Consider the following 19,078-nt stretch of genomic DNA (forward strand, 5'->3'; position numbering starts at 1 on the left):
CTTTACAATGTAAAAGTTTGGGGTAAGGTAGGGACAGTAAGTTTAAGGAAATTCCCATAAATTCTTAGCGTTAACAAAATTTTTATTACCTTTATCAGGAAAGGTAGTATCATAACATTTGTTTATCAGCGTTAAGCACCTTATCCAGTTGATTGGATTGAGCACAGAGATAGAGAGTTGAAGAGGGCACTATGGCAAATCAGGCAAATAACCGTCCGCAGAATATCCATAACTGGGTGGCAAGCGAATTAGGTTCTCGCATTGTGGGCGGCTTTTATGCGCCAGGTGAATATATCCCTAATGAAAATGCTATCTGTGAAGAGTTGGAAGTGTCACGCACTTCCTTAAGGGAAGCCTTTAAGGTGCTCACGGCAAAAGGGCTTATTGAATCTCGTCCTAAACTTGGCACCCGCATTCGTGAGCGTCGCCATTGGAACATGTTCGATCCGGTGATCTTAAACTGGTTTTCCCAATCTAAACCTTCGCCTGAGTTTTACACTTCTCTCTATGAAATCCGTGAAGTGTTTGAACCCGCAGCGGCGGAACTGGCGGCGAAAAAACGCACCCCTGAGCAGCTTGAGGTGATTGCGGCGGCCTATGCCAAGATGGAAGCGGCCGAATTAGGTACAGATGAAGTCTATACCTCGGATATCGATTTCCACATGGCGATTTTAGATGCGACCAATAACGAGTTTATGGTGTCCCTCGGCGTGTCGATCCAATCTGCGCTGCTCGAAATCTTTAGACTCAGTAGTACAATTCAGGATGACTTTATCCAATCACTCCCAGGTCATAAGGCCATTTATACTGCGATTGCCGCAGGAGACAGTGAAGGCGCGAAAGCCGAGATGAATAAATTACTCTCAACGTCTCAAGATACAGTGCATAAAAATATTGAGCGTAAATAACAAGTTATTCATTTTGAACGCACTCTACCCATAAAAAAGGTGAACTTAGGTTCACCTTTTTTACTTTGGCGCGAGCAAAAAATAGGATTACTGCGGCTCGCTGATGCCTTCGCTCGTCATATGAATGCGCTGTAGTGTGCCATCGGCATTGTAATGCAGCGGGTCAATTGCCACTGAACGTCTAAACTCACCGCCACCATCCTGCGATGCGCCGGTATGGTAGATAAAGTAGGATTTCCCTTTAAATTCAATAATCGCTTGATGGTTTGTCGGCGAGTTGCCCGCCACTTCATTTAAAATGCCTTGGTACTTCCACGGCCCCTGAATGCTATCGCTGGTTGCATAGGCAATTTTTTCAGGGAAACCTGAAGCGTATGAAAGATAATAGGTTTTATCTTTTTTGTGTACCCAAAGCGCTTCGGTAAAGTTAGGAACATCAATGGCGTGTATTGGGCCATCGAGTTCAATCATATTGGGTTTTAACTTGGCAAATCTTGGCTTAGTGTTGCCCCAAAACAGATAGGCTTGCTTGTCATCATCGATAAAGACAGCAGGATCGATATCATCCCAATCAATCTCGGTATCTGTGGTCATGTCATTGGTGATAAGGGCGCTGCCGCGGGCATCCTTGAAGGGGCCAAGTGGACTATCTGCAACCGCGACACCAATAGCAAAGCCATTGATTTTGTTGTGTCTTGCCGTTACATACCAGTAAAACTTACCTTCTTTTTCGATCACATGGCTAGCCCATGCATCTCCTTTAGCCCAGCTGAAATCTTTCACAGATAACTTGCTGCCATGGGCCGTCCAATTGTGCATATCCTTAGAGCTAAAAACGAGCCAATCATGCATTTCGAAGAAGGTGCGATTGTCCTTTGCAACGTCATGGCCAGTATAAAGATAGACAGTATCTTGATGCACTATGGCGGCAGGATCGGCGGTAAATACATCCGTAAACAGAGGGTTAGCAGCAATCGCTGCAGTGCTGACACTCGTACTCAATGCCAAACACACACTCAAAAATGCCTTTTTCATACTTCCTCTATTGTTTTTTGATATTTTGGTATTATAGTAATACCAATACTTTTACGTGCTAGCAATATTAAAGTACAAATTGTTAACTCAGGGCATTAGGTTCGTCCGTTTGTTTTATGTTGAGTGTTACTCAATCGTTCGGGCAGGGCATATGCCTTGGAAGACGAAGGTGTCATATGAATAATAAAAAACCGAAAACACTTCGTTCGGCTAGTTGGTTTGGTAGTGATGACAAAAATGGCTTTATGTATCGCAGTTGGATGAAAAACCAAGGCATACCCGAGCATCACTTTCAAAATAAGCCTGTGATTGGTATTTGCAATACCTGGTCAGAATTGACGCCCTGTAATGGTCATCTACGGGAATTGGCGCAAAGAGTAAAAAATGGCATTCGGGAAGCGGGTGGCATTCCAGTGGAGTTTCCAGTGTTTTCGAATGGCGAGTCCAACTTACGTCCAAGCGCCATGCTTACCCGTAATCTTGCTGCCATGGACACGGAAGAAGCCATTCGAGGCAACCCCATCGACGGAGTTGTGCTGTTAGTGGGCTGCGATAAAACGACTCCGGCTTTATTGATGGGCGCGGCCAGTTGTGATTTACCGACAATCGTTGTTACCGGTGGTCCCATGCTCAATGGTAAGCATAAGGGCAAGGATGTCGGTTCGGGCACACTCGTGTGGGAACTGCATCAAGAATATAAAGCGGGCAACATCAGTCTCGCCGCATTTATGAATGCCGAAGCGGATATGTCACGCTCAACGGGCACCTGTAACACTATGGGCACGGCATCGACCATGGCCTGTATGGCGGAAACCCTTGGGGTGAGTTTGCCACACAATGCAGCCATTCCTGCGGTGGATTCTCGCCGCCAAGTGTTGGCGCATATGTCGGGAATGCGAATTGTGGACATGGTCAAAGAGGATTTGACCTTAAGTAAAATTTTAAGCCGTGATGCTTTTATTAATGCCATCAAAGTCAATGCTGCCATTGGTGGTTCAACCAACGCCGTTATCCATTTAAAGGCGATTGCCGGCAGGATAGGGGTTGAGCTGTCACTCGATGACTGGTGCCATGGATACACAGTACCGACCATAGTAAATCTTAAGCCTTCGGGTCAGTACTTAATGGAAGACTTTTACTACGCAGGTGGCCTGCCAGCAGTATTAAGGCAGCTGTTTGAGCATGATTTACTGAGCAAAAACACGCTCACAGTTAATGCTGCTAGCCTCTGGGACAATGTTAAAGAAGCGCCGTGTTATAACCAAGAGGTGATCATGTCTCTTGAAAATCCCTTGGTCGAAAATGGCGGCATTCGCGTACTGCGCGGCAATCTCGCGCCCCGAGGCGCAGTGATCAAAACTTCAGCCGCCAGCGCGCACCTGATGCAACACCGTGGTAAAGCCGTGGTGTTTGAAAGCTTCGACGATTACAACGCCCGCATCGGCGATCCCGAATTGGATATCGATGAAAACAGCATTATGGTGCTTAAAAACTGTGGCCCGAAGGGATATCCGGGCATGGCTGAGGTCGGCAATATGGGACTGCCACCTAAGTTGTTGAAAAAAGGAATTAAGGACATGGTTAGGATTTCTGATGCACGCATGAGTGGCACCGCCTTTGGCACAGTTGTGCTGCATGTTGCCCCAGAAGCACAAGCCCTTGGGCCACTGGCCGCCGTCCAAAATGGTGACATGATAGCGCTAGACACCTATGCCGGAACGTTACAGCTGGAGATCAGTGACCAGGAGTTGCAGGCTCGTCTTGCCAAACTGGCGACGGTAAAACTCATTCCCGTGAATGGTGGTTATCTCTCGCTCTTTAAGGAGCATGTTCTCCAGGCGGATGAGGGATGTGATTTTGATTTTCTCGTGGGATGTCGAGGTGCAGAGATACCAGCACATTCCCATTAAATATGAACTCGTTTTCTTTTATAATAAAACCAGATAATTATTTTAATAAAAGGTTGAGTTATGAAGTTGACTAATCAATACCCGAGCTTACAAGGGAAAACCATTTTTATCAGTGGTGGCGCAACGGGTATTGGAGCTTGCTTGGTTAATGCTTTTTTAGAGCAGGGCGCTAAGGTGGCATTTGTCGATATTTTAGTTGAGGAGTCGACTCAACTCGTCGCAGACCTTAAGCAGACTCAACCAGAGGCCAGCGTAAAATTTTATCACTGCGATCTTGTCGATATCGCCGCCCTCAAGCGTGTGATTACTCAGGTCGAGGACGATTTGGGGCCAATCTCGGTATTAATTAACAATGCCGCGTGCGATCAACGCCATAGCATCGACGAAGTGACCCCAGAATATTGGGACCAATGCCTAAACACCAATTTGCGGCATTACTTTTTTGCCGTACAAGCGGTCAGGCCGCAAATGCAGCGCCTCGGCGGAGGTTCAGTGATCAACTTAGGTTCAATGAGTTGGCACAATCGGCAGGCGGGCATGGCGGGTTACACCGCATCTAAGGCCGGCGCCATGGGCTTAACCCGAGGGTTAGCAGCCGATTTAGGTAAAGATAAAATCCGGATTAATACCTTAACGCCGGGTTGGGTGATGACAAAACGTCAACTCACACACTGGGTAGATAAAGATACGGCAAAACATATCGAAAATAACCAATGTATTAAAGAATATGTAATGCCCGAAGATATTGCTGCTATGGCGTTATTTTTAGCAGCAGATGATAGCAAACTCTGCACCGCACAAAATTTTATTGTCGATGGTGGTTGGATTTAAATATCACAATAAAATTTCAGTTCATTGAATAATGAGGTGAGTGCTGAGTTTATTTTAAATAAAAGGTAAAGCACTCACCATGCAACTCTCTGTTACTAAAACAAGCCTACAACACGCCGCATTTGCGGATGAATTACAATTAGTCACGCTCACCAATAGCCACGGGCTTGAAGTGGTTCTGTCAAATTACGGCGCCAGTATTTGGTCGGTCAAACTTTATGGTCAAGCGCAAGAACCTATTTCATTAAGTCTTGGCTATCAAGATATTAAAGATTGGGCGACTAATCCGTATTATTTTGGTATTACCGCCGGCCGTGTCGCAAATCGCATTGGTAAAGCACAATTCCCCTTAGCAGATAAAACAATTCAATTAGTCGCCAATGAAGGTAATAATCAACTTCACGGCGGACCTAAAGGATTAAGCCATTGCACTTGGCAGGTTGAGACGCTGCAGGACAATGACAGTGTGGCGGCGGTTTTCAGCATTATCAGCCCCGATGGCGATCAAGGATTTCCGGGTAATCTTGCGATTAAGCTAGAATATCGCCTCAATGAAAACAATGAATTAACCCTGAACTATCAAGCCGTTTGCGATCAAACCACCCCCGTCTGTTTAACCAATCATGCTTACTGGAATCTTGCCTCAAACAAACAGCAAGGCATTTTAGGGCACGAACTCTCCATTCAAGCCAGCCATTTCCTGGCGCTCGATAATGAACAGATCCCAACGGGCGAATTAATCTTAGTCGACGATGGCGCTTACGATTTCAAACAACCGAAGCTAATTGCCACGGATATTAAGCAATTAACTAATGGTTATGATCATTATTTTGTTATGGATAGAAACCCGGACAATAAAAACAGTTTGCAGACTATTGCAGTGTTAAAAGATCCGCTTTCTGGCCGAGAACTCGAAATTAGTACCACTGAAGTCGGTGTGCAATTTTATAGTGGAAACTTTCTCGATGGCAGTCATATTGATGATGAAGGATATAGCATTAATCAATTCCATGGCCTGTGTTTAGAAACCCACGGTTATCCGAATGCGGTAAACATTGACCATTTCCCGAGTGTCATGCTTGAGGCAAATACTCAATATCAACAAATTACGGTACATAAGTTTAAGAATATTTAATTCAATCAAGGCGAAATAACATTTATTTGTACGAGTTAGCCTGCTGTTAACAGCAGGCTAGGGGATCTCTGTTACCTAAAATTATAAAGGGAATAATAATGAAACATAATAAAATCATTACCGCATTGGGATTATGGGCTGTCAGTGCAACTTGTGCCTACGCCACCACGGTGGGCTTTTCACAGGTTGGCTCCGAGAGTGGTTGGCGCACCAGCTTTAGCGAAGCCGTCAAGGCCGAAGCCAAACAGCGTGGCATCGATTTAAAATTTGCCGACGCTCAGCAAAAACAAGAGAACCAAATCAAAGCCGTGCGTAGCTTTATCGCCCAAGGCGTGGATGCCATTATTATCGCTCCCGTAGTAGAAACAGGCTGGAAACCCGTACTCAAAGAAGCCAAACGTGCCCACATTCCTGTGGTGATTGTTGACCGTAATATCAAGGTCGATGATGACTCCTTATTCCTTACCCGTATCGCCTCCGACTTTACCGAAGAAGGCCGCAAGATTGGCCAATGGCTAATGGATAAAACCCAAGGCAACTGTGATATCGCCGAGTTGCAGGGCACGGTAGGTGCAACCGCAGCGATTGATCGCGCCGCCGGTTTTAACCAAGTGATTGCCAATTATCCCAATGCCAAGATTGTTCGTAGCCAAACTGGCGAATTTACCCGTGCTAAGGGTAAAGAAGTGATGGAAGGTTTCCTCAAGGCGCAAAACGGTCAGCCACTGTGCGCTGTGTGGTCGCATAACGATGAAATGGCCCTTGGCGCGGTGCAAGCCATTAAAGAAGCGGGTTTAAAACCGGGCAAAGATATTCTGATTGTCTCAGTGGATGGCGTTCCCGATTACTTTAAGGCGATGGCCGATGGCGATGTTAATGCCACGGTTGAGCTTAGCCCATACTTAGGCGGCCCAGCATTTGATGCTATCGATGCGTACCTGAAGGGCAATAAGGATCAAGCCAAGCTTATTAGCACCACGGGTGATGTATTTACCCAAGAAACCGCTGCCGCAGAGTACGAAAAGCGCCGCCAGCAATAATCCCATTGACGCTTTCTTGGGGAATAGCGCTATGAGCCTTATTTTAGAACTCAAGCAGATCAGTAAGCATTATCCGGGCGTTAAAGCCCTTGAGGATGTGAGCTTACGGTTATTTGCAGGGGAAGTTCACGCCCTATTGGGCGAAAACGGTGCGGGTAAATCAACCCTAGTGAAAGTGATGACAGGCGCCCAGTCGAAAGACATGGGCGACATCCTTTTCCTCGGTGAGCCGCAACACTTCAACACACCAATGGACGCGCAAAAGGCGGGGATCAGCACGGTTTATCAAGAGGTGAACTTAGTGCCTAACCTGACCGTGGCACAAAACCTGTTCCTCGGTTACGAACCGCGCCGCCTTGGGCTGATCCATTTTAAAAAAATGTATGCCGACGCGCGGGCCGTGTTAACCCAGTTCAAACTGGATATCGATGTTAGCGCGCCGCTGTCAGATTATTCCATCGCGGTGCAGCAACTGATCGCCATCGCCCGTGGCGTAGCCATGTCGGCCAAGGTATTAGTGCTTGATGAGCCTACCGCGAGCTTAGATGCCAAAGAAGTGCAAGTGCTGTTTGGGATCTTAAACCAGCTCAAAGCCAAGGGCGTGGCTATCGTCTTTATCACTCACTTCCTCGATCAGGTTTATCAGATAAGCGATCGCATTACCGTGTTACGTAACGGGCAGTTTATCGGCGAATATCTGACGGCAGAACTGCCACAACCTAAGTTGATTGAAGCCATGCTCGGGCGTTCTCTGCAGGAGCAATTGGTTGATAAACAGGAAAAGGAGCGCACCGTCACCCGCGCTGAGGCCGTGCTCTTGTCCCTCAAAGATGTGTCGGTAAAAGGCTCAATCCAATCGATGAATCTCACCGTGCCAAAAGGGCAAGCAGTTGGACTTGCGGGGCTATTAGGCTCTGGGCGCAGCGAAGTCTGCAACGCCGTATTTGGGCTGGACTTGGTCGATAGCGGCAGTATCCATTTGGCTGGCCAGAAATTGAATCTGTCACAACCCGTGGATGCAATCAGCGCCGGGATCGCCCTGTGCCCGGAAGATCGCAAGATTGACGGCATCATCGGCCCTTTATCGATTCGTGAAAACATCATACTCGCGCTGCAGGCGCGTATCGGATGGTGGCGGTATCTATCTAAAGCTCGGCAGCAGGAAATTGCCCAGTTCTTTATCGATAAATTACAGATTGCGCCCCCAGATGCGGATAAACCCATAGAACAGTTGAGTGGTGGTAATCAACAGAAGGTGATCCTCGCGCGTTGGTTAGCCATCGAGCCCATCTTGCTCGTGCTAGATGAGCCGACCCGCGGCATCGATATTGGCGCCCACGCCGAAATCGTCAAACTTATCAGAACCTTGTGTGATGAAGGCATGTCGCTGCTGGTTGCATCGTCTGAGCTCGATGAGCTCGTGGCCTTTTCAAATAAAGTCGTGGTATTACGCGACAGATATGCAGTACGTGAACTTTCAGGAGCGGAATTAACCTCGCAACACGTAATGCAAGCGATTGCGGAGGGATAAATGAAAAGCTCAGCCGAAACCCTATCATCCACACGCATATCCGCCGATTTGATCTCACCCCAGATGAACGCATCTGAGGCGCATTCATCTGAGCGGCAACCGCGGATGCAGGAAAGTCATAAGACCATGGTTCAAGAAAAAAACGCCCGTTACCAAGCGGGCAAGTCGACCTCCATTGGTCGATACCTCTGGCCACTATTGGCCTTAACTATTCTGTTACTGGCCAATCTGTTTATTGACAGCAGTTTCTTCAATATCAGCTATCAAGACGACAGACTCTATGGCTCTTTGATTGATATTTTAAATCGCAGTGCACCCGTGGCGCTGCTCTCCATTGGTATGAGTCTCGTGATTGCCACTGGCGGAATCGACTTGTCGGTTGGTGCCGTGATGGCGATTGCGGGCGCGGTTTGCGCCAATCTACTGTTAGTGCCGGATATCAGCTTAGTCACCGTTATTGCAGCAGGCTTGATCGTTGGGCTCTTAGCTGGCTGTATTAATGGCGGTCTGGTGAGTTTCTTAGGCATTCAACCAATTGTTGCGACCTTACTGCTCATGGTGGCGGGGCGCGGTGTTGCTCAGCTTATCAACCAAGGACAAATTATCACTTTCCAGCACCCAGGCTTTGCCGCCATTGGCGTGGGCCAGTTTTTAGGCCTGCCGATGCCAGTGTGGATTGTGATTGGGATGCTAACCTTCAGCCAATTACTGCTGCGTAAAACCGCTTTAGGGCTTTTTATCGAAGCGGTTGGCTGTAATGCCAAGGCGAGTCGTTACCTCGGGATCAACGATAAATCCATCAAACTGTTCGCCTATGGCATTGCGGGTCTGTGCGCGGCATTGGCCGGCATGATCAGCACCGCCGATATCCAAGGCTCAGATGCGAATAACGCCGGGCTTTGGCTTGAGCTCGATGCCGTGCTCGCCGTCGTGATTGGCGGCGCTGCGCTCACGGGCGGGCGTTTCTCGTTAATTTTGTCGGTCGTCGGCGCGCTGATCATTCAAACCTTAGCGACGACCATTATCGTCAGTGGTTTACCTGCTAAGTTTAACTTGCTGATCAAAGCCATCGTTATCCTGACCGTGCTGCTGTTGCAATCGGCTAAATTTAGGCGCCAATTGTCGGCGCTGTTCACATCCAAGCGTCAAGCGGATGCCAAACCAGCAGAAAAGGGCACAAGTGCAAAAGCCAGTACCGCAACAGGAGAAAAACCATGATAGCAAGACGTTTTATCCCGCTGTGGATCACCGCCTCATTGCTGCTGACCATGTTTCTGGTCGGCACCTTTCAGTTTGACGGTTTTGCCAGTGGCCGGGTGGTTACCAACCTGTTGCGTGACAATGCATTCCTGCTGATCACCGCATTAGGCATGACCTTAGTGATTATCTCTGGTGGGATCGATCTTTCGGTTGGCGCCGTCATCGCCTTAAGTGGGGTTGTCACCAGTTTGTTGATCACCGAGTACCAGTGGCATCCATTGTTAGCCTTTGCGGTTATTCTGCCCCTTGGCACTCTGTTTGGCGCACTCATGGGCACTATTATCCATGTGTATAAGTTGCAGCCATTTATTGTGACGCTTGCGGGCATGTTCTTAGCGCGGGGTTTAGCGACGACGCTCAGCGAGGAGTCGATTGCCATTGACCATCCATTTTACGATGCAGTGGCCGAGATGAGCATTGCACTACCAGGCAATGGCGCGCTCGATTTAAGCTCGCTGATCTTTATCCTGTTCTTTGTGATTATCGCCGTGGTTATGCATTACACCCGTTTTGGTACGAATGTGTATGCCATTGGTGGCAATCAACATTCCGCCGAGCTAATGGGGATTTCCATCGCTAAAACCACCATCAGTATTTATGCCATCAGTAGTTTTCTGGCAACGCTGGCAGGCATTGTCTTTACCTTTTATACCTTCTCTGGCTATGCGCTTGGCGCCATTGGCGTCGAACTGGATGCCATTGCGGCCGTGGTCATTGGTGGCACCCTGTTAACTGGCGGCAGTGGCTTTGTGCTCGGCACTGTGCTCGGGGTGATTTTGATGGGAGTGATTCAAACCTATATTACCTTCGATGGCAGCTTAAGCAGTTGGTGGACCAAGATTGTCATTGGCCTGTTACTGTTCTTCTTCATCCTGTTACAGAAACTCTTGAATGGACGCAAAACACAACATGGATAATCGTCAACCTAACCAGTCGGTCTTTCTGCGCTTGCCTTTGACCTGCTGCTTACTCGCCACATTGGCGCTGCCATTAGCGCAAGCTGTGCCTGTACTTGAGATTAGCCGCGCACAATCCCATAGCGCCACGGCGCAAACCCTCGATGCGAATGCGCCCTTTATCGAGAGAAGGGCGGATCCTTGGGTGATCCGCGACGATGACGGCAGTTACTACTTTATTGCCTCGGTGCCTGAGTTTGACCGCATCGAACTTCGCCACGCCAAAACCATCGACGGTTTACGCCAAGCCACACCTAAAACCCTGTGGCACAAGCATGAAACCGGCCCCATGAGTATCGATATTTGGGCGCCTGAGCTGCACAAAATCGATGGTCGCTGGTATATCTATTTTGCGGCCAGCAATAAGGATGTGCGTTTTCATAACCGCATGTTTGTTTTAGGACTCGAGGGCGACTCACCGATGACAGGCCAATGGCAAGAGCTTGGCAAGTTACAATCGGCACAGGATGCTTTCTCCCTCGATGCGACCAGCTTTAGCCTGAAGGGCGAGCGTTATTTTATTTGGGCGCAGCAGGACAAAGCCAAGCGTTACAACACCGGCTTAGTGATTGCCAAAATGCTATCGCCAACTCAACTCTCTGATAACGAAACCATTATCAGCGAGCCCTTATTGGATTGGGAACGTTTAGGCTTTAAAGTCAACGAAGGCGCCGCTGTGTTGGTTAAAAACGGTAAAGTCTTCGTGACCTATTCCGCCAGTGCCACGGATGACCGTTATGCCATGGGGCTGTTATGGGCCGATGAAAATGCCGATTTACTCAATCCCAAGAGTTGGCATAAATCGCCAAGCCCGGTCTTTACCACTGAGCCGAGCTTGAATCGTTTTGGTCCTGGCCATAATAGTTTTGTGCTGGCAGAGGATGGTAAAACCGAGCTGATGTTTTACCATGCTCGTAATTACCTTGAGCTGCAGGGGACACCATTGACCGACGGTAATAGACACACTTACTACCGCGCCATTCGCTGGTCGGCGGACGGTTTCCCAGTATTTGATAATCAGCACAGCGATAGCCAAACCTTTAATCAGCAAGACACGCAATCCCACGAATAAGCGAAATGCGTTTAATAGACACGAACAGCACACTTAAGTAATCGAAATAGACAGGTTTTCCATGATAAGAGCAACAAACAGCCCCCTCGTCGAGCAGCGCGCCGATCCCTTTGTGTACCTACATAGCGACGGTTATTACTACTTTACGGGCTCTGTTCCGACCTACGATCGGATTGAACTGCGTAAATCCAAGACCTTAGACGGCTTGAAAGACGCCCAAACCTTCGATATCTGGTTTAAACACCAAAGCGGCCCAATGAGCCGCCACGTATGGGCGCCCGAGATCCATTATCTCGACGGAAAATGGTACATCTACTTCGCGGCCAGCGAAGAGGAAAATATTTGGGCATTACGCCCCTATGTGCTTGAGTGTCTAGGACAAGATCCATTAAATGATGAATGGATTGAACTTGGCATGATGCAGGCGGCCGAGGGTGATAATAAATCCTTTATCGACTTTTCCTTAGATGCGACCATTTTCGAAAACAACGGTAAGCGTTACTTCTGCTGGGCGGAGAAAACCGGTGGACAATTTGCGGCATCCAACCTGTATCTTGCGGAAATGGCATCGCCCATCAAGTTAAAGACGGCGCAATTTATGCTCACCACCCCAGATTACGATTGGGAACGCGTCGATTTTTGGGTTAACGAAGGGCCTGCTGTACTTAAACATCAGGGGAAAATCTTCATTACCTTCTCAGCCAGCGCCACAGGTGCTTGTTATTGCATGGGCTATATGGAGGCCGATGAGCATGCTGATTTGCTCGATCGTAACTCCTGGAAGAAAACCCGCCAGCCAGTGCTGTGCACGGATGTCGATAAGCAAATCTTCGGCCCTGGTCATAACAGTTTCACCGTGGCAGAAGATGGCGTGACGCCCATCTGTGTTTACCATGCCCGTGATTATGAACATGCGGTGGGCGATCCTAGCGTGGTGCCAAAGACAGATACCCGTCCATTAGCGCAAATCATTAAAGATCCACTCTATGATCCCAATCGCCATGCGCGAACGTTAGCGGTGTCATTTGATGAGAGCGGGCGCCCCTTGTTCAACCTCTACTAATTGATTTGCCGCCTTAAATGATGTGATACCCGCGGGGCATGCTTATGCAGCCCCGCTTTTTTTATGCCTGACTTAAGCGCTATTGCTTAGGTAAAACGCGATTTTTAGGCTCGCACGCACAACAAGCTATTCCGGTCGCTATTTCAATCACTTAACCGATTCAACCTTTGAACCTATTGATGTTATATTGCCGCCCGAGCATTCAGATGGTGGGCAGAAGTACTGCCTGCGTATGGAAGTGAATATCGGTGATGATTTTGCCAAGTTCGAGGAGTAGGGAAATGGCGATAAACAAGGACAAGCTTAGTGCAGATTTTGAAGCAAGAATGGATGAGTTTGCTCAGGAACTCACTCAGGCACTTGCGAAATATTACGATTGGTGGCTGTCAGAATATCCGGCGCAGACCCTCTACGGTTTTTGCCTATACAGCACGCCCTTAGTGGAATATTTAGGCGTCACCCTTTTCACCGAGGAAGGCCTGACAGCCGTCGCAGAGCAATATCAAAACCATCATCGTTTTCGGCATAAATCCCTCGTACAGCTTAAGCAAACACTGCGCTGGTCGGCCTGCGACTCTCCACACCACAATGAAAATGAAGACATTTTTGAAGCGATTAACGACAAACTGCAATTGCTGCAAGAGGACGCTGAGGCGCTCGAGTCCGAAAAGACATACGATGCTTACCTTAAAGCCTTGTACGCCATATTAGTCAGGGCGCTCAATGAGGTTAAAGCCATGCGCCCGCTAAACCCGCAGGCAATATTGTTCTCCGTCTGGTTTGGCGATCAAAGCGATACTGATATCAATTATTTTGTTCAAAATTGCAATGATAAAGAGATGGTTGCTCTTTTTTATCAGCAATGGCAATAAATTTTACCAACAAAAATTTTCAACTCAATTGGCTTATTTCGTCTATTACCGACAAGGTCACACTCAATATTGACTAAAATAGTGACTGTTATTTAGGGCGAGTCGCATAGGGCCACCAGCAAACATTAGTTAGTGCCAAGCGCAGAAACTCTGGGTAAGGGGATAAAAACAAAGGAAAGCGTTTCACTTTCCCTTATCTGAATGAGTGTTTTAAGCCCGAGTGCCTACATGCGCTCGGGATGCTCGCTTACTGAGTCGAGGTAGGCTCACTTTTTAGTAGGCGCACCTCATATAAACCGCCGGCAATCGAGCCCGGTTTTGCCACAAATTTCACTCTGAAGGGCACTGTGCTATCCGAAAGCATGTTGGCGGGAATAGGGTAGTCGACGTTGTAAAATGTCGGCCCCTTATCGGCAGGCAGAGTGACTTCGGCGAGGCGTTTATCGTTGATCAAAATGTCGAAACGTCGCCCAGCATCCAAGCCAAAGTAAGTTAAGCGCAATATGGGTTGCGGTTCACCTTTGGCATCGAGTTGATAGCTAAACCAATCCTGGGCATGGCGCCAATGGCGATTACCATTAAGGCCCGCTTCACTCTTTGATGCCTTAAAGAAATGATCCGACTCAGGTTGCTGCTCACCGGGCTGCACACTATCTAAGGTTTGCGCCATCAGCTTGGCTTCCATTTGGGCTTTTTGAGCTAACTCTAGCTGTTTCTGTTGCCATTCATCGGGAGCGCTCTGGCCAAAATACAAGGTATAGCGGCTGTCATGCAGGCGAAAGAAGGGGATCAGCGTGATGGGGCTCGCTTGATTTGTACGGGCTTTCCCCGTGGTAAATTGCAGCTGACTCATGGGCTCACGGCGGATATCGGTTAAAAAGCGGGTGCCATCACTGATAAAAATCGGCGCCTGACTGGGTTCGCACATAGGGCCACTGGCAATATGCCCCATGCGACTGGCATCGCCGATAAAGTTTAAGGCTTCGTTAGCGATAGGCACCGTTTTTGCCGCTAACACAATTGGTCCATAAAGCACTGAGTAATTGGCGGTTTTATCGGGTAGCTGCTCAAGACTAATGTCCATGGGTAAGGTGATAGTCACGCTATCGCCCTTGCGCCACTGCCGTGTTAAGGGAATATATTGCCCTTGAGTCGGTGTAAACCTTTGCGGCTCGCCATTAATGCTCACGGTCACGTCACCCTTAGCCCATGTGGGATAGCGCAGATTGAGGGTAAAGTCCGCTTCCTGATGGATAATCATCTGCGAAGTATTGTCATCGGGAAACTGAGTTTTTTGGCTAAGGCTGATACCTTTGGCTTTCCAGTTGACCTCGGAATCGACAAACAGGTTCACAAACAGATTGTTGTCCTCCTCGGCATAGATGAGCTCGCCGTATTTAGCATGGTTTTCGATGCCTGAGCCGACACAACACCACATACTTTCCTGCGCCGAGGAATAAACGCGGTAATGGTCTGGGCGCATTGGCGTAAAATACACTAGGCCGCCAGTTTGCGGATGCTGGGACGAGAGGATATGGTTGTAGAGTGCGCGCTCGTAGTAATCGATATAACGTAAATCACGTTTGTTTTCATAGAGTAATTTAGACAGTTTCAGCATGTTGTAGGTATTGCAGGTCTCAGGGCCTTCTACCGAATCGAGCATACTGCTGAAGTCTTCGCTGGGATGAAAATGCTCGCGCACACTGTTGCCACCGATGGAAACGGTGCGCTGGTGAACCACTTGCTGCCAAAAGTAATCGGCGCTCTCTAACCAGGCCTTGTTATGACTAAGTTCGGCAATACGTGCCACACCCACAATTTTAGGAATTTGTGTATTGGCATGTAGGCCCGTCAGTTTATCTTGATGCTGTAACAGGGGTTGTAACAGGCTCTGATCCGTATAGCGATTCGCAAGATTTAAGTATTTGTTTTGACCTGTAATGCTGTACACATCCGCTAAGGTTTCATTTAAGCCACCGTATTCGGTGCGCAGCATAAGCTGCAGCTGCTCATCAGTTAGATTGCGACTTAAATCCAGCATCCAATCGGCAAAACCGACGAGCATTTTCTTCGCCGTAGGATTTTGAGTATAAAGATAGGCATCCCGCAGGCCGGCAAATACCTTATGCAGGTTATACCAAGGCACCCATGATTGGTTGAGCGTAAACAGATCCGCTTCGATATGACCAGCGGCGACCTGCTGCCATAATTTGTCTCCATGGGGGACACCGCCCACGTAACCATTGCCATGCGCCTGTTGGCACTTTTCCAACTCGGCCACCATGTAGTTGAGTCGCTCAAGCACCGCCTGATCGCCCGTGGCGGCATACATTAGGGCCAATGCCGATAGATAATGCCCACCGATATGGCCATCGAGGCCCGTATTTTCCCAATTGGGGTAGTTGTCGGCGGTAGTCGCGATTCCCGCTTCCTTACGGTAAGGGGCCAGTAGTCGCTCGGGATCCATCGACATGATGTAAGCCAAATCGGTCTGCTGGGCATGCAGAAACGGCCCGGCTGTGAGGCGCACATCGTTTAGGGGAATGGGGGTAAGGCTAGCAAAACTTGGCTGGGATACGAATGGGCAAGTTAATGGCAATAACAGGCAAAGGCCAAACAATCGGGCAGTGTTCATCTTGGCTCCCTTTATTATACGGATTGGAGTTTTACGTTTGGATTAACTCAGTTTTTGCGTGATAAAAAAGCCCCTGGGTAGGGGCTTAGGGTGTTATCGCAGATAGATTACGCCGATACTTGAGGCGCTGCAGTCTTAGGCGTTACTGCCTCAGAGGCTTCAGAGCTAGAGGCTAGAGCCTTAGACGTCAGGTTGGCGTCCGTTTGGCTTGAATGGGCCTGCTCGGGTAAAGCCTGTTTGATTTCTTCATAAACGCGGTCAGAAATCTTGTATTTGAACATCAGTAAGCCCATCAGCGCGTGGAATGCGCCAGGGATCACCGTCAGCATTAACGAAATACCGGTCAACGCAAACTCGCTTTGGGTTTCACCGGGTTGATAGTTGAAGTAGGTCAGCAGCATACCCACCACAAATCCCGCCGCGCCCATTCCCGCTTTTTGGGCGAATGAGATCCCGCCAAAGGCAAGGCCAGAGACCCTGTGGCCCGTTTTGACTGTGCCATAATCCACCGACTCTGAAATCACCGACCAGAAGACAGGCGCATGTAAATCCACCACGAATGAAATCGCAAAGTAGAGTACAAAGGCCAGCACTATGTCGCCCGGCTGCACGGCAAAGAACATGATGGCGCTTAAGATCCCAACCACGATTTGGCTGTAGCGGAAGAGTTTAAGTTTGCAGTAACGCTTAGTGATCCAAGTTGAAGCGACCATGGCCAGAATCGCAGCGCCCACACCAGTCGACAGGAATGCCGAGAGCATTTTCGCATCGCCGCCCAAGTAATAGGTGGCGTAGTAGGCTGCTACGGAGCCGCGGATCACATAGCCAATGGTGCCAATCACACAAATCGCGACTAATACTAACCATTGATCGTTTTTGAACAATAATCGCAGTTGCATGCCAACAGGCTTTGTTTCCACCTTGTAGGCCACGCGCTCTGTGGTAGTGAAAAAGCAGAATAAAAACAGTAGTGTTGCCATCAATGCCATCACGCCCATGGCTTTTTGATAGCCCGCGGCAATGTTCTCACCGCCCCAAGATGACGCCAACATAGGCACGATAATGGTCACTAAAAAGGCGGCAATCTTTGCGAAGAACAAACGATAACCGTTGGCGGATAACCGCTCTTTAGGATCGTCGGTGATCACGCTGATAATCGAAATATATGGAATAGTCACAGTGGTGAAGATGATAGTGACCAGAATATAGGTCGAGTAGGCCCAGATAAGTTTGGCATTGTAATCCCAATCTGGGGTTGAGAAGGTTAAGAAAACCGAAATACCAAAGGGAATCGCCATAAACAGGAAGTACGGGCGATATCTTCCCCAGCGGGTGGTCACTTTATCGTTAATAATGCCCATTAAAGGATCGGTAATGGCATCGATAAGGCGAACCAGCAGGAACAATATCCCGACATCGGCGGGTTTTAACCCAAAAATATCGGTATAAAAGAAGGTAATAATTAACATCATTGACGAAATCACCACGTTAACGGCCATGTCCCCGGAGCCGTAACCGATCTTTTCAATGACTGACAATTTATGAGAACTCATCAGAAATCCTTATTATATTTATTATAAACAGTGAGTTATTGTGTTATTTTGCAATTTACCGCATTCGCAATGTTAACACATTTTTCTCCTGTTAATTTTTTTGCATTTGATTGTTACTTCCTTGTCCTGATAGTATGATAACTTAATTCATCATACAATAGCATAATAACTATTTTGTTATATGGGATGGGGTTCATAAGGAGAATTGATGCCAGCTATGAGAGTCACACCGAAAACAGCCCTAAAACGTCACCTTAAGATGCTCAATTGTGCGCTGCTAGGCGTATTGGGAACCCTAGGCCAAGTGAGCGCTAAGCAGGTGAGTATTCACGATCCTGTGATGGCAAAAGAGGCCGGACAGTATTATCTCTTCAGCACAGGTCCCGGTATTACCTATTATTCCTCAAAGGATAAAATCCATTGGGAATTAGCTGGGCGGGTATTCGAAACCGAGCCTAGCTGGGCAAAGGACGTTGCGCCAGAGTTTAACGGCCATTTATGGGCGCCGGATATCATTGAGCATAACGGCTTGTTCTATCTGTATTACTCAGTATCAGCCTTTGGTAAAAACACCTCGGCCATTGGCGTGACAGTCAATAAAACCCTCGACAAAAATTCAAAGGACTATCAGTGGACAGATAAGGGAATCGTTATTCAATCTGTGCCAAATCGCGATGCATGGAACGCGATTGATCCCAATATTATTGTCGATGAGCAGGGTACGCCTTGGATGAGTTTTGGCTCCTTCTGGCAAGGGTTAAAACTGGTCAAACTCAATCCAGACTTTATCTCTATCGCCAAACCAGAGGAGTGGCATACGCTAGCCAAGCTAGAACGCCCCTCACTGCTGGGTGAAACTGAGCCAGGTCCTGCTGAAATCGAAGCGCCGTTTATCTATAAAAAAGATGACTATTACTATCTTTTTGTCTCCTATGGCCTTTGCTGTCGTGGGGACGACAGCACTTACCACTTAGCCGTGGGCCGCGCCAAAACGGTAACAGGGCCTTACCTCGATAAAGAGGGCAAAGACATGGCGCAAGGCGGCGGATCGGTTTTGCTGCATGGCACTAAGGCTTGGCCGGGATTGGGCCATAACAGTGTTTATGCCTTCGATGGCAAAGATTACTTAGTCTTTCATGCCTACGAATCGGCTGATAATGGCTTACAAAAACTCAAGATGGCGGAACTGAGCTGGCGCCAAGGTTGGCCAGAGGTCGATCCTAAGGCGCTCAATCAATACCAGAGCGTATTAGTTGCACCCGAAGGAACAAAATAAT

At 48.2% G+C, this 19,078-nt stretch carries 15 protein-coding genes; 12 read left to right on the forward strand and 3 right to left on the reverse strand.

The genetic code is table 11. The features are described from left to right. Window positions 1-191: 191 nt before the first annotated feature. Entirely contained in the window at window positions 192-908 is a 717-nt protein-coding gene (locus N5E87_RS10725) for a FadR/GntR family transcriptional regulator (RefSeq protein ID WP_011622747.1), read from the forward strand. 87 nt (window positions 909-995) lie between these two features. Here the strand turns inward: N5E87_RS10725 and N5E87_RS10730 are convergent, their stop codons facing one another. Continuing rightward, window positions 996-1,943 carry a glycoside hydrolase family 43 protein gene (locus N5E87_RS10730; RefSeq protein ID WP_011626170.1) on the reverse strand — a complete coding sequence of 316 codons (948 nt, stop codon included), beginning with the start codon at window positions 1,941-1,943 and terminating at the stop codon, window positions 996-998. A 176-nt stretch (window positions 1,944-2,119) separates the two neighbouring features. Here N5E87_RS10730 and N5E87_RS10735 point away from each other — a divergent pair, with 176 nt between their 5' ends. The 10 genes from N5E87_RS10735 (at window position 2,120) to N5E87_RS10780 (ending at window position 13,613) form a co-directional block, all read left to right on the forward strand. Beyond that, window positions 2,120-3,853, forward strand: coding sequence for an IlvD/Edd family dehydratase (locus tag N5E87_RS10735; protein ID WP_086904277.1), 1,734 nt, complete (start codon window positions 2,120-2,122; stop codon window positions 3,851-3,853). Between the two features lie 60 nt (window positions 3,854-3,913). Beyond that, complete coding sequence (locus tag N5E87_RS10740; RefSeq protein WP_086904278.1) at window positions 3,914-4,684, forward strand: SDR family oxidoreductase; 771 nt, start codon at window positions 3,914-3,916, stop codon at window positions 4,682-4,684. A 79-nt stretch (window positions 4,685-4,763) separates the two neighbouring features. After that, window positions 4,764-5,819: an aldose epimerase family protein gene (locus N5E87_RS10745; RefSeq protein WP_086904279.1), complete on the forward strand. Its 1,056-nt coding sequence runs from the start codon at window positions 4,764-4,766 to the stop codon at window positions 5,817-5,819. 98 nt (window positions 5,820-5,917) lie between these two features. Then, a complete protein-coding gene (locus tag N5E87_RS10750; RefSeq protein ID WP_011622752.1) occupies window positions 5,918-6,859 on the forward strand; it encodes an ABC transporter substrate-binding protein in 942 nt (313 codons plus the stop codon). A 31-nt stretch (window positions 6,860-6,890) separates the two neighbouring features. Beyond that, on the forward strand, window positions 6,891-8,390 hold the full coding sequence (locus N5E87_RS10755; RefSeq protein WP_086904280.1) for a sugar ABC transporter ATP-binding protein: 1,500 nt from the start codon (window positions 6,891-6,893) through the stop codon (window positions 8,388-8,390). Beyond that, a complete protein-coding gene (locus N5E87_RS10760) occupies window positions 8,391-9,608 on the forward strand; it encodes an ABC transporter permease (RefSeq protein WP_086904281.1) in 1,218 nt (405 codons plus the stop codon). It abuts the gene before it with no gap. Continuing rightward, window positions 9,605-10,567, forward strand: coding sequence for a galactofuranose ABC transporter, permease protein YjfF (gene yjfF, locus N5E87_RS10765; RefSeq protein ID WP_011622755.1), 963 nt, complete (start codon window positions 9,605-9,607; stop codon window positions 10,565-10,567). Before N5E87_RS10760 ends, yjfF begins: the two co-directional genes overlap by 4 nt. Next, window positions 10,542-11,678, forward strand: a complete 1,137-nt coding sequence (locus N5E87_RS10770; RefSeq protein ID WP_279775322.1) for a family 43 glycosylhydrolase — start codon at window positions 10,542-10,544, stop codon at window positions 11,676-11,678. The genes yjfF and N5E87_RS10770 overlap by 26 nt, the downstream gene beginning before the upstream one ends. Before the next feature lie 61 nt (window positions 11,679-11,739). Continuing rightward, window positions 11,740-12,741, forward strand: coding sequence for a family 43 glycosylhydrolase (locus N5E87_RS10775; protein WP_011622757.1), 1,002 nt, complete (start codon window positions 11,740-11,742; stop codon window positions 12,739-12,741). Window positions 12,742-13,022: 281 nt separating this feature from the next. After that, on the forward strand, window positions 13,023-13,613 hold the full coding sequence (locus N5E87_RS10780) for a DUF4303 domain-containing protein (RefSeq protein ID WP_086904283.1): 591 nt from the start codon (window positions 13,023-13,025) through the stop codon (window positions 13,611-13,613). Between the two features lie 247 nt (window positions 13,614-13,860). Here N5E87_RS10780 and N5E87_RS10785 read toward each other — a convergent pair whose 3' ends face one another. Further along, window positions 13,861-16,248 carry a glycoside hydrolase family 127 protein gene (locus N5E87_RS10785; protein WP_086904284.1) on the reverse strand — a complete coding sequence of 796 codons (2,388 nt, stop codon included), beginning with the start codon at window positions 16,246-16,248 and terminating at the stop codon, window positions 13,861-13,863. A 107-nt stretch (window positions 16,249-16,355) separates the two neighbouring features. After that, window positions 16,356-17,801, reverse strand: coding sequence for an MFS transporter (locus N5E87_RS10790; protein ID WP_086904285.1), 1,446 nt, complete (start codon window positions 17,799-17,801; stop codon window positions 16,356-16,358). Between the two features lie 208 nt (window positions 17,802-18,009). Between N5E87_RS10790 and N5E87_RS10795 the strand changes: the two genes are divergently transcribed. Beyond that, entirely contained in the window at window positions 18,010-19,077 is a 1,068-nt protein-coding gene (locus N5E87_RS10795) for an arabinan endo-1,5-alpha-L-arabinosidase (protein WP_086904286.1), read from the forward strand. Window position 19,078: the final 1 nt, after the last annotated feature.

Origin of the sequence: Shewanella sp. GD03713 (genome assembly GCF_029843705.1) — a bacterium.
Taxonomy (GTDB): domain Bacteria; phylum Pseudomonadota; class Gammaproteobacteria; order Enterobacterales; family Shewanellaceae; genus Shewanella.

Coding starts and splice junctions, on each gene's coding strand:
- N5E87_RS10725 (WP_011622747.1), top strand. CDS start 192: ATGGCAAATCAGGCAAATAACCGTCCGCAGAATATCCATAACTGGGTG.
- N5E87_RS10730 (WP_011626170.1), bottom strand. CDS start 1,943: ATGAAAAAGGCATTTTTGAGTGTGTGTTTGGCATTGAGTACGAGTGTC.
- N5E87_RS10735 (WP_086904277.1), top strand. CDS start 2,120: ATGAATAATAAAAAACCGAAAACACTTCGTTCGGCTAGTTGGTTTGGT.
- N5E87_RS10740 (WP_086904278.1), top strand. CDS start 3,914: ATGAAGTTGACTAATCAATACCCGAGCTTACAAGGGAAAACCATTTTT.
- N5E87_RS10745 (WP_086904279.1), top strand. CDS start 4,764: ATGCAACTCTCTGTTACTAAAACAAGCCTACAACACGCCGCATTTGCG.
- N5E87_RS10750 (WP_011622752.1), top strand. CDS start 5,918: ATGAAACATAATAAAATCATTACCGCATTGGGATTATGGGCTGTCAGT.
- N5E87_RS10755 (WP_086904280.1), top strand. CDS start 6,891: ATGAGCCTTATTTTAGAACTCAAGCAGATCAGTAAGCATTATCCGGGC.
- N5E87_RS10760 (WP_086904281.1), top strand. CDS start 8,391: ATGAAAAGCTCAGCCGAAACCCTATCATCCACACGCATATCCGCCGAT.
- yjfF (WP_011622755.1), top strand. CDS start 9,605: ATGATAGCAAGACGTTTTATCCCGCTGTGGATCACCGCCTCATTGCTG.
- N5E87_RS10770 (WP_279775322.1), top strand. CDS start 10,542: ATGGACGCAAAACACAACATGGATAATCGTCAACCTAACCAGTCGGTC.
- N5E87_RS10775 (WP_011622757.1), top strand. CDS start 11,740: ATGATAAGAGCAACAAACAGCCCCCTCGTCGAGCAGCGCGCCGATCCC.
- N5E87_RS10780 (WP_086904283.1), top strand. CDS start 13,023: ATGGCGATAAACAAGGACAAGCTTAGTGCAGATTTTGAAGCAAGAATG.
- N5E87_RS10785 (WP_086904284.1), bottom strand. CDS start 16,248: ATGAACACTGCCCGATTGTTTGGCCTTTGCCTGTTATTGCCATTAACT.
- N5E87_RS10790 (WP_086904285.1), bottom strand. CDS start 17,801: ATGAGTTCTCATAAATTGTCAGTCATTGAAAAGATCGGTTACGGCTCC.
- N5E87_RS10795 (WP_086904286.1), top strand. CDS start 18,010: ATGCCAGCTATGAGAGTCACACCGAAAACAGCCCTAAAACGTCACCTT.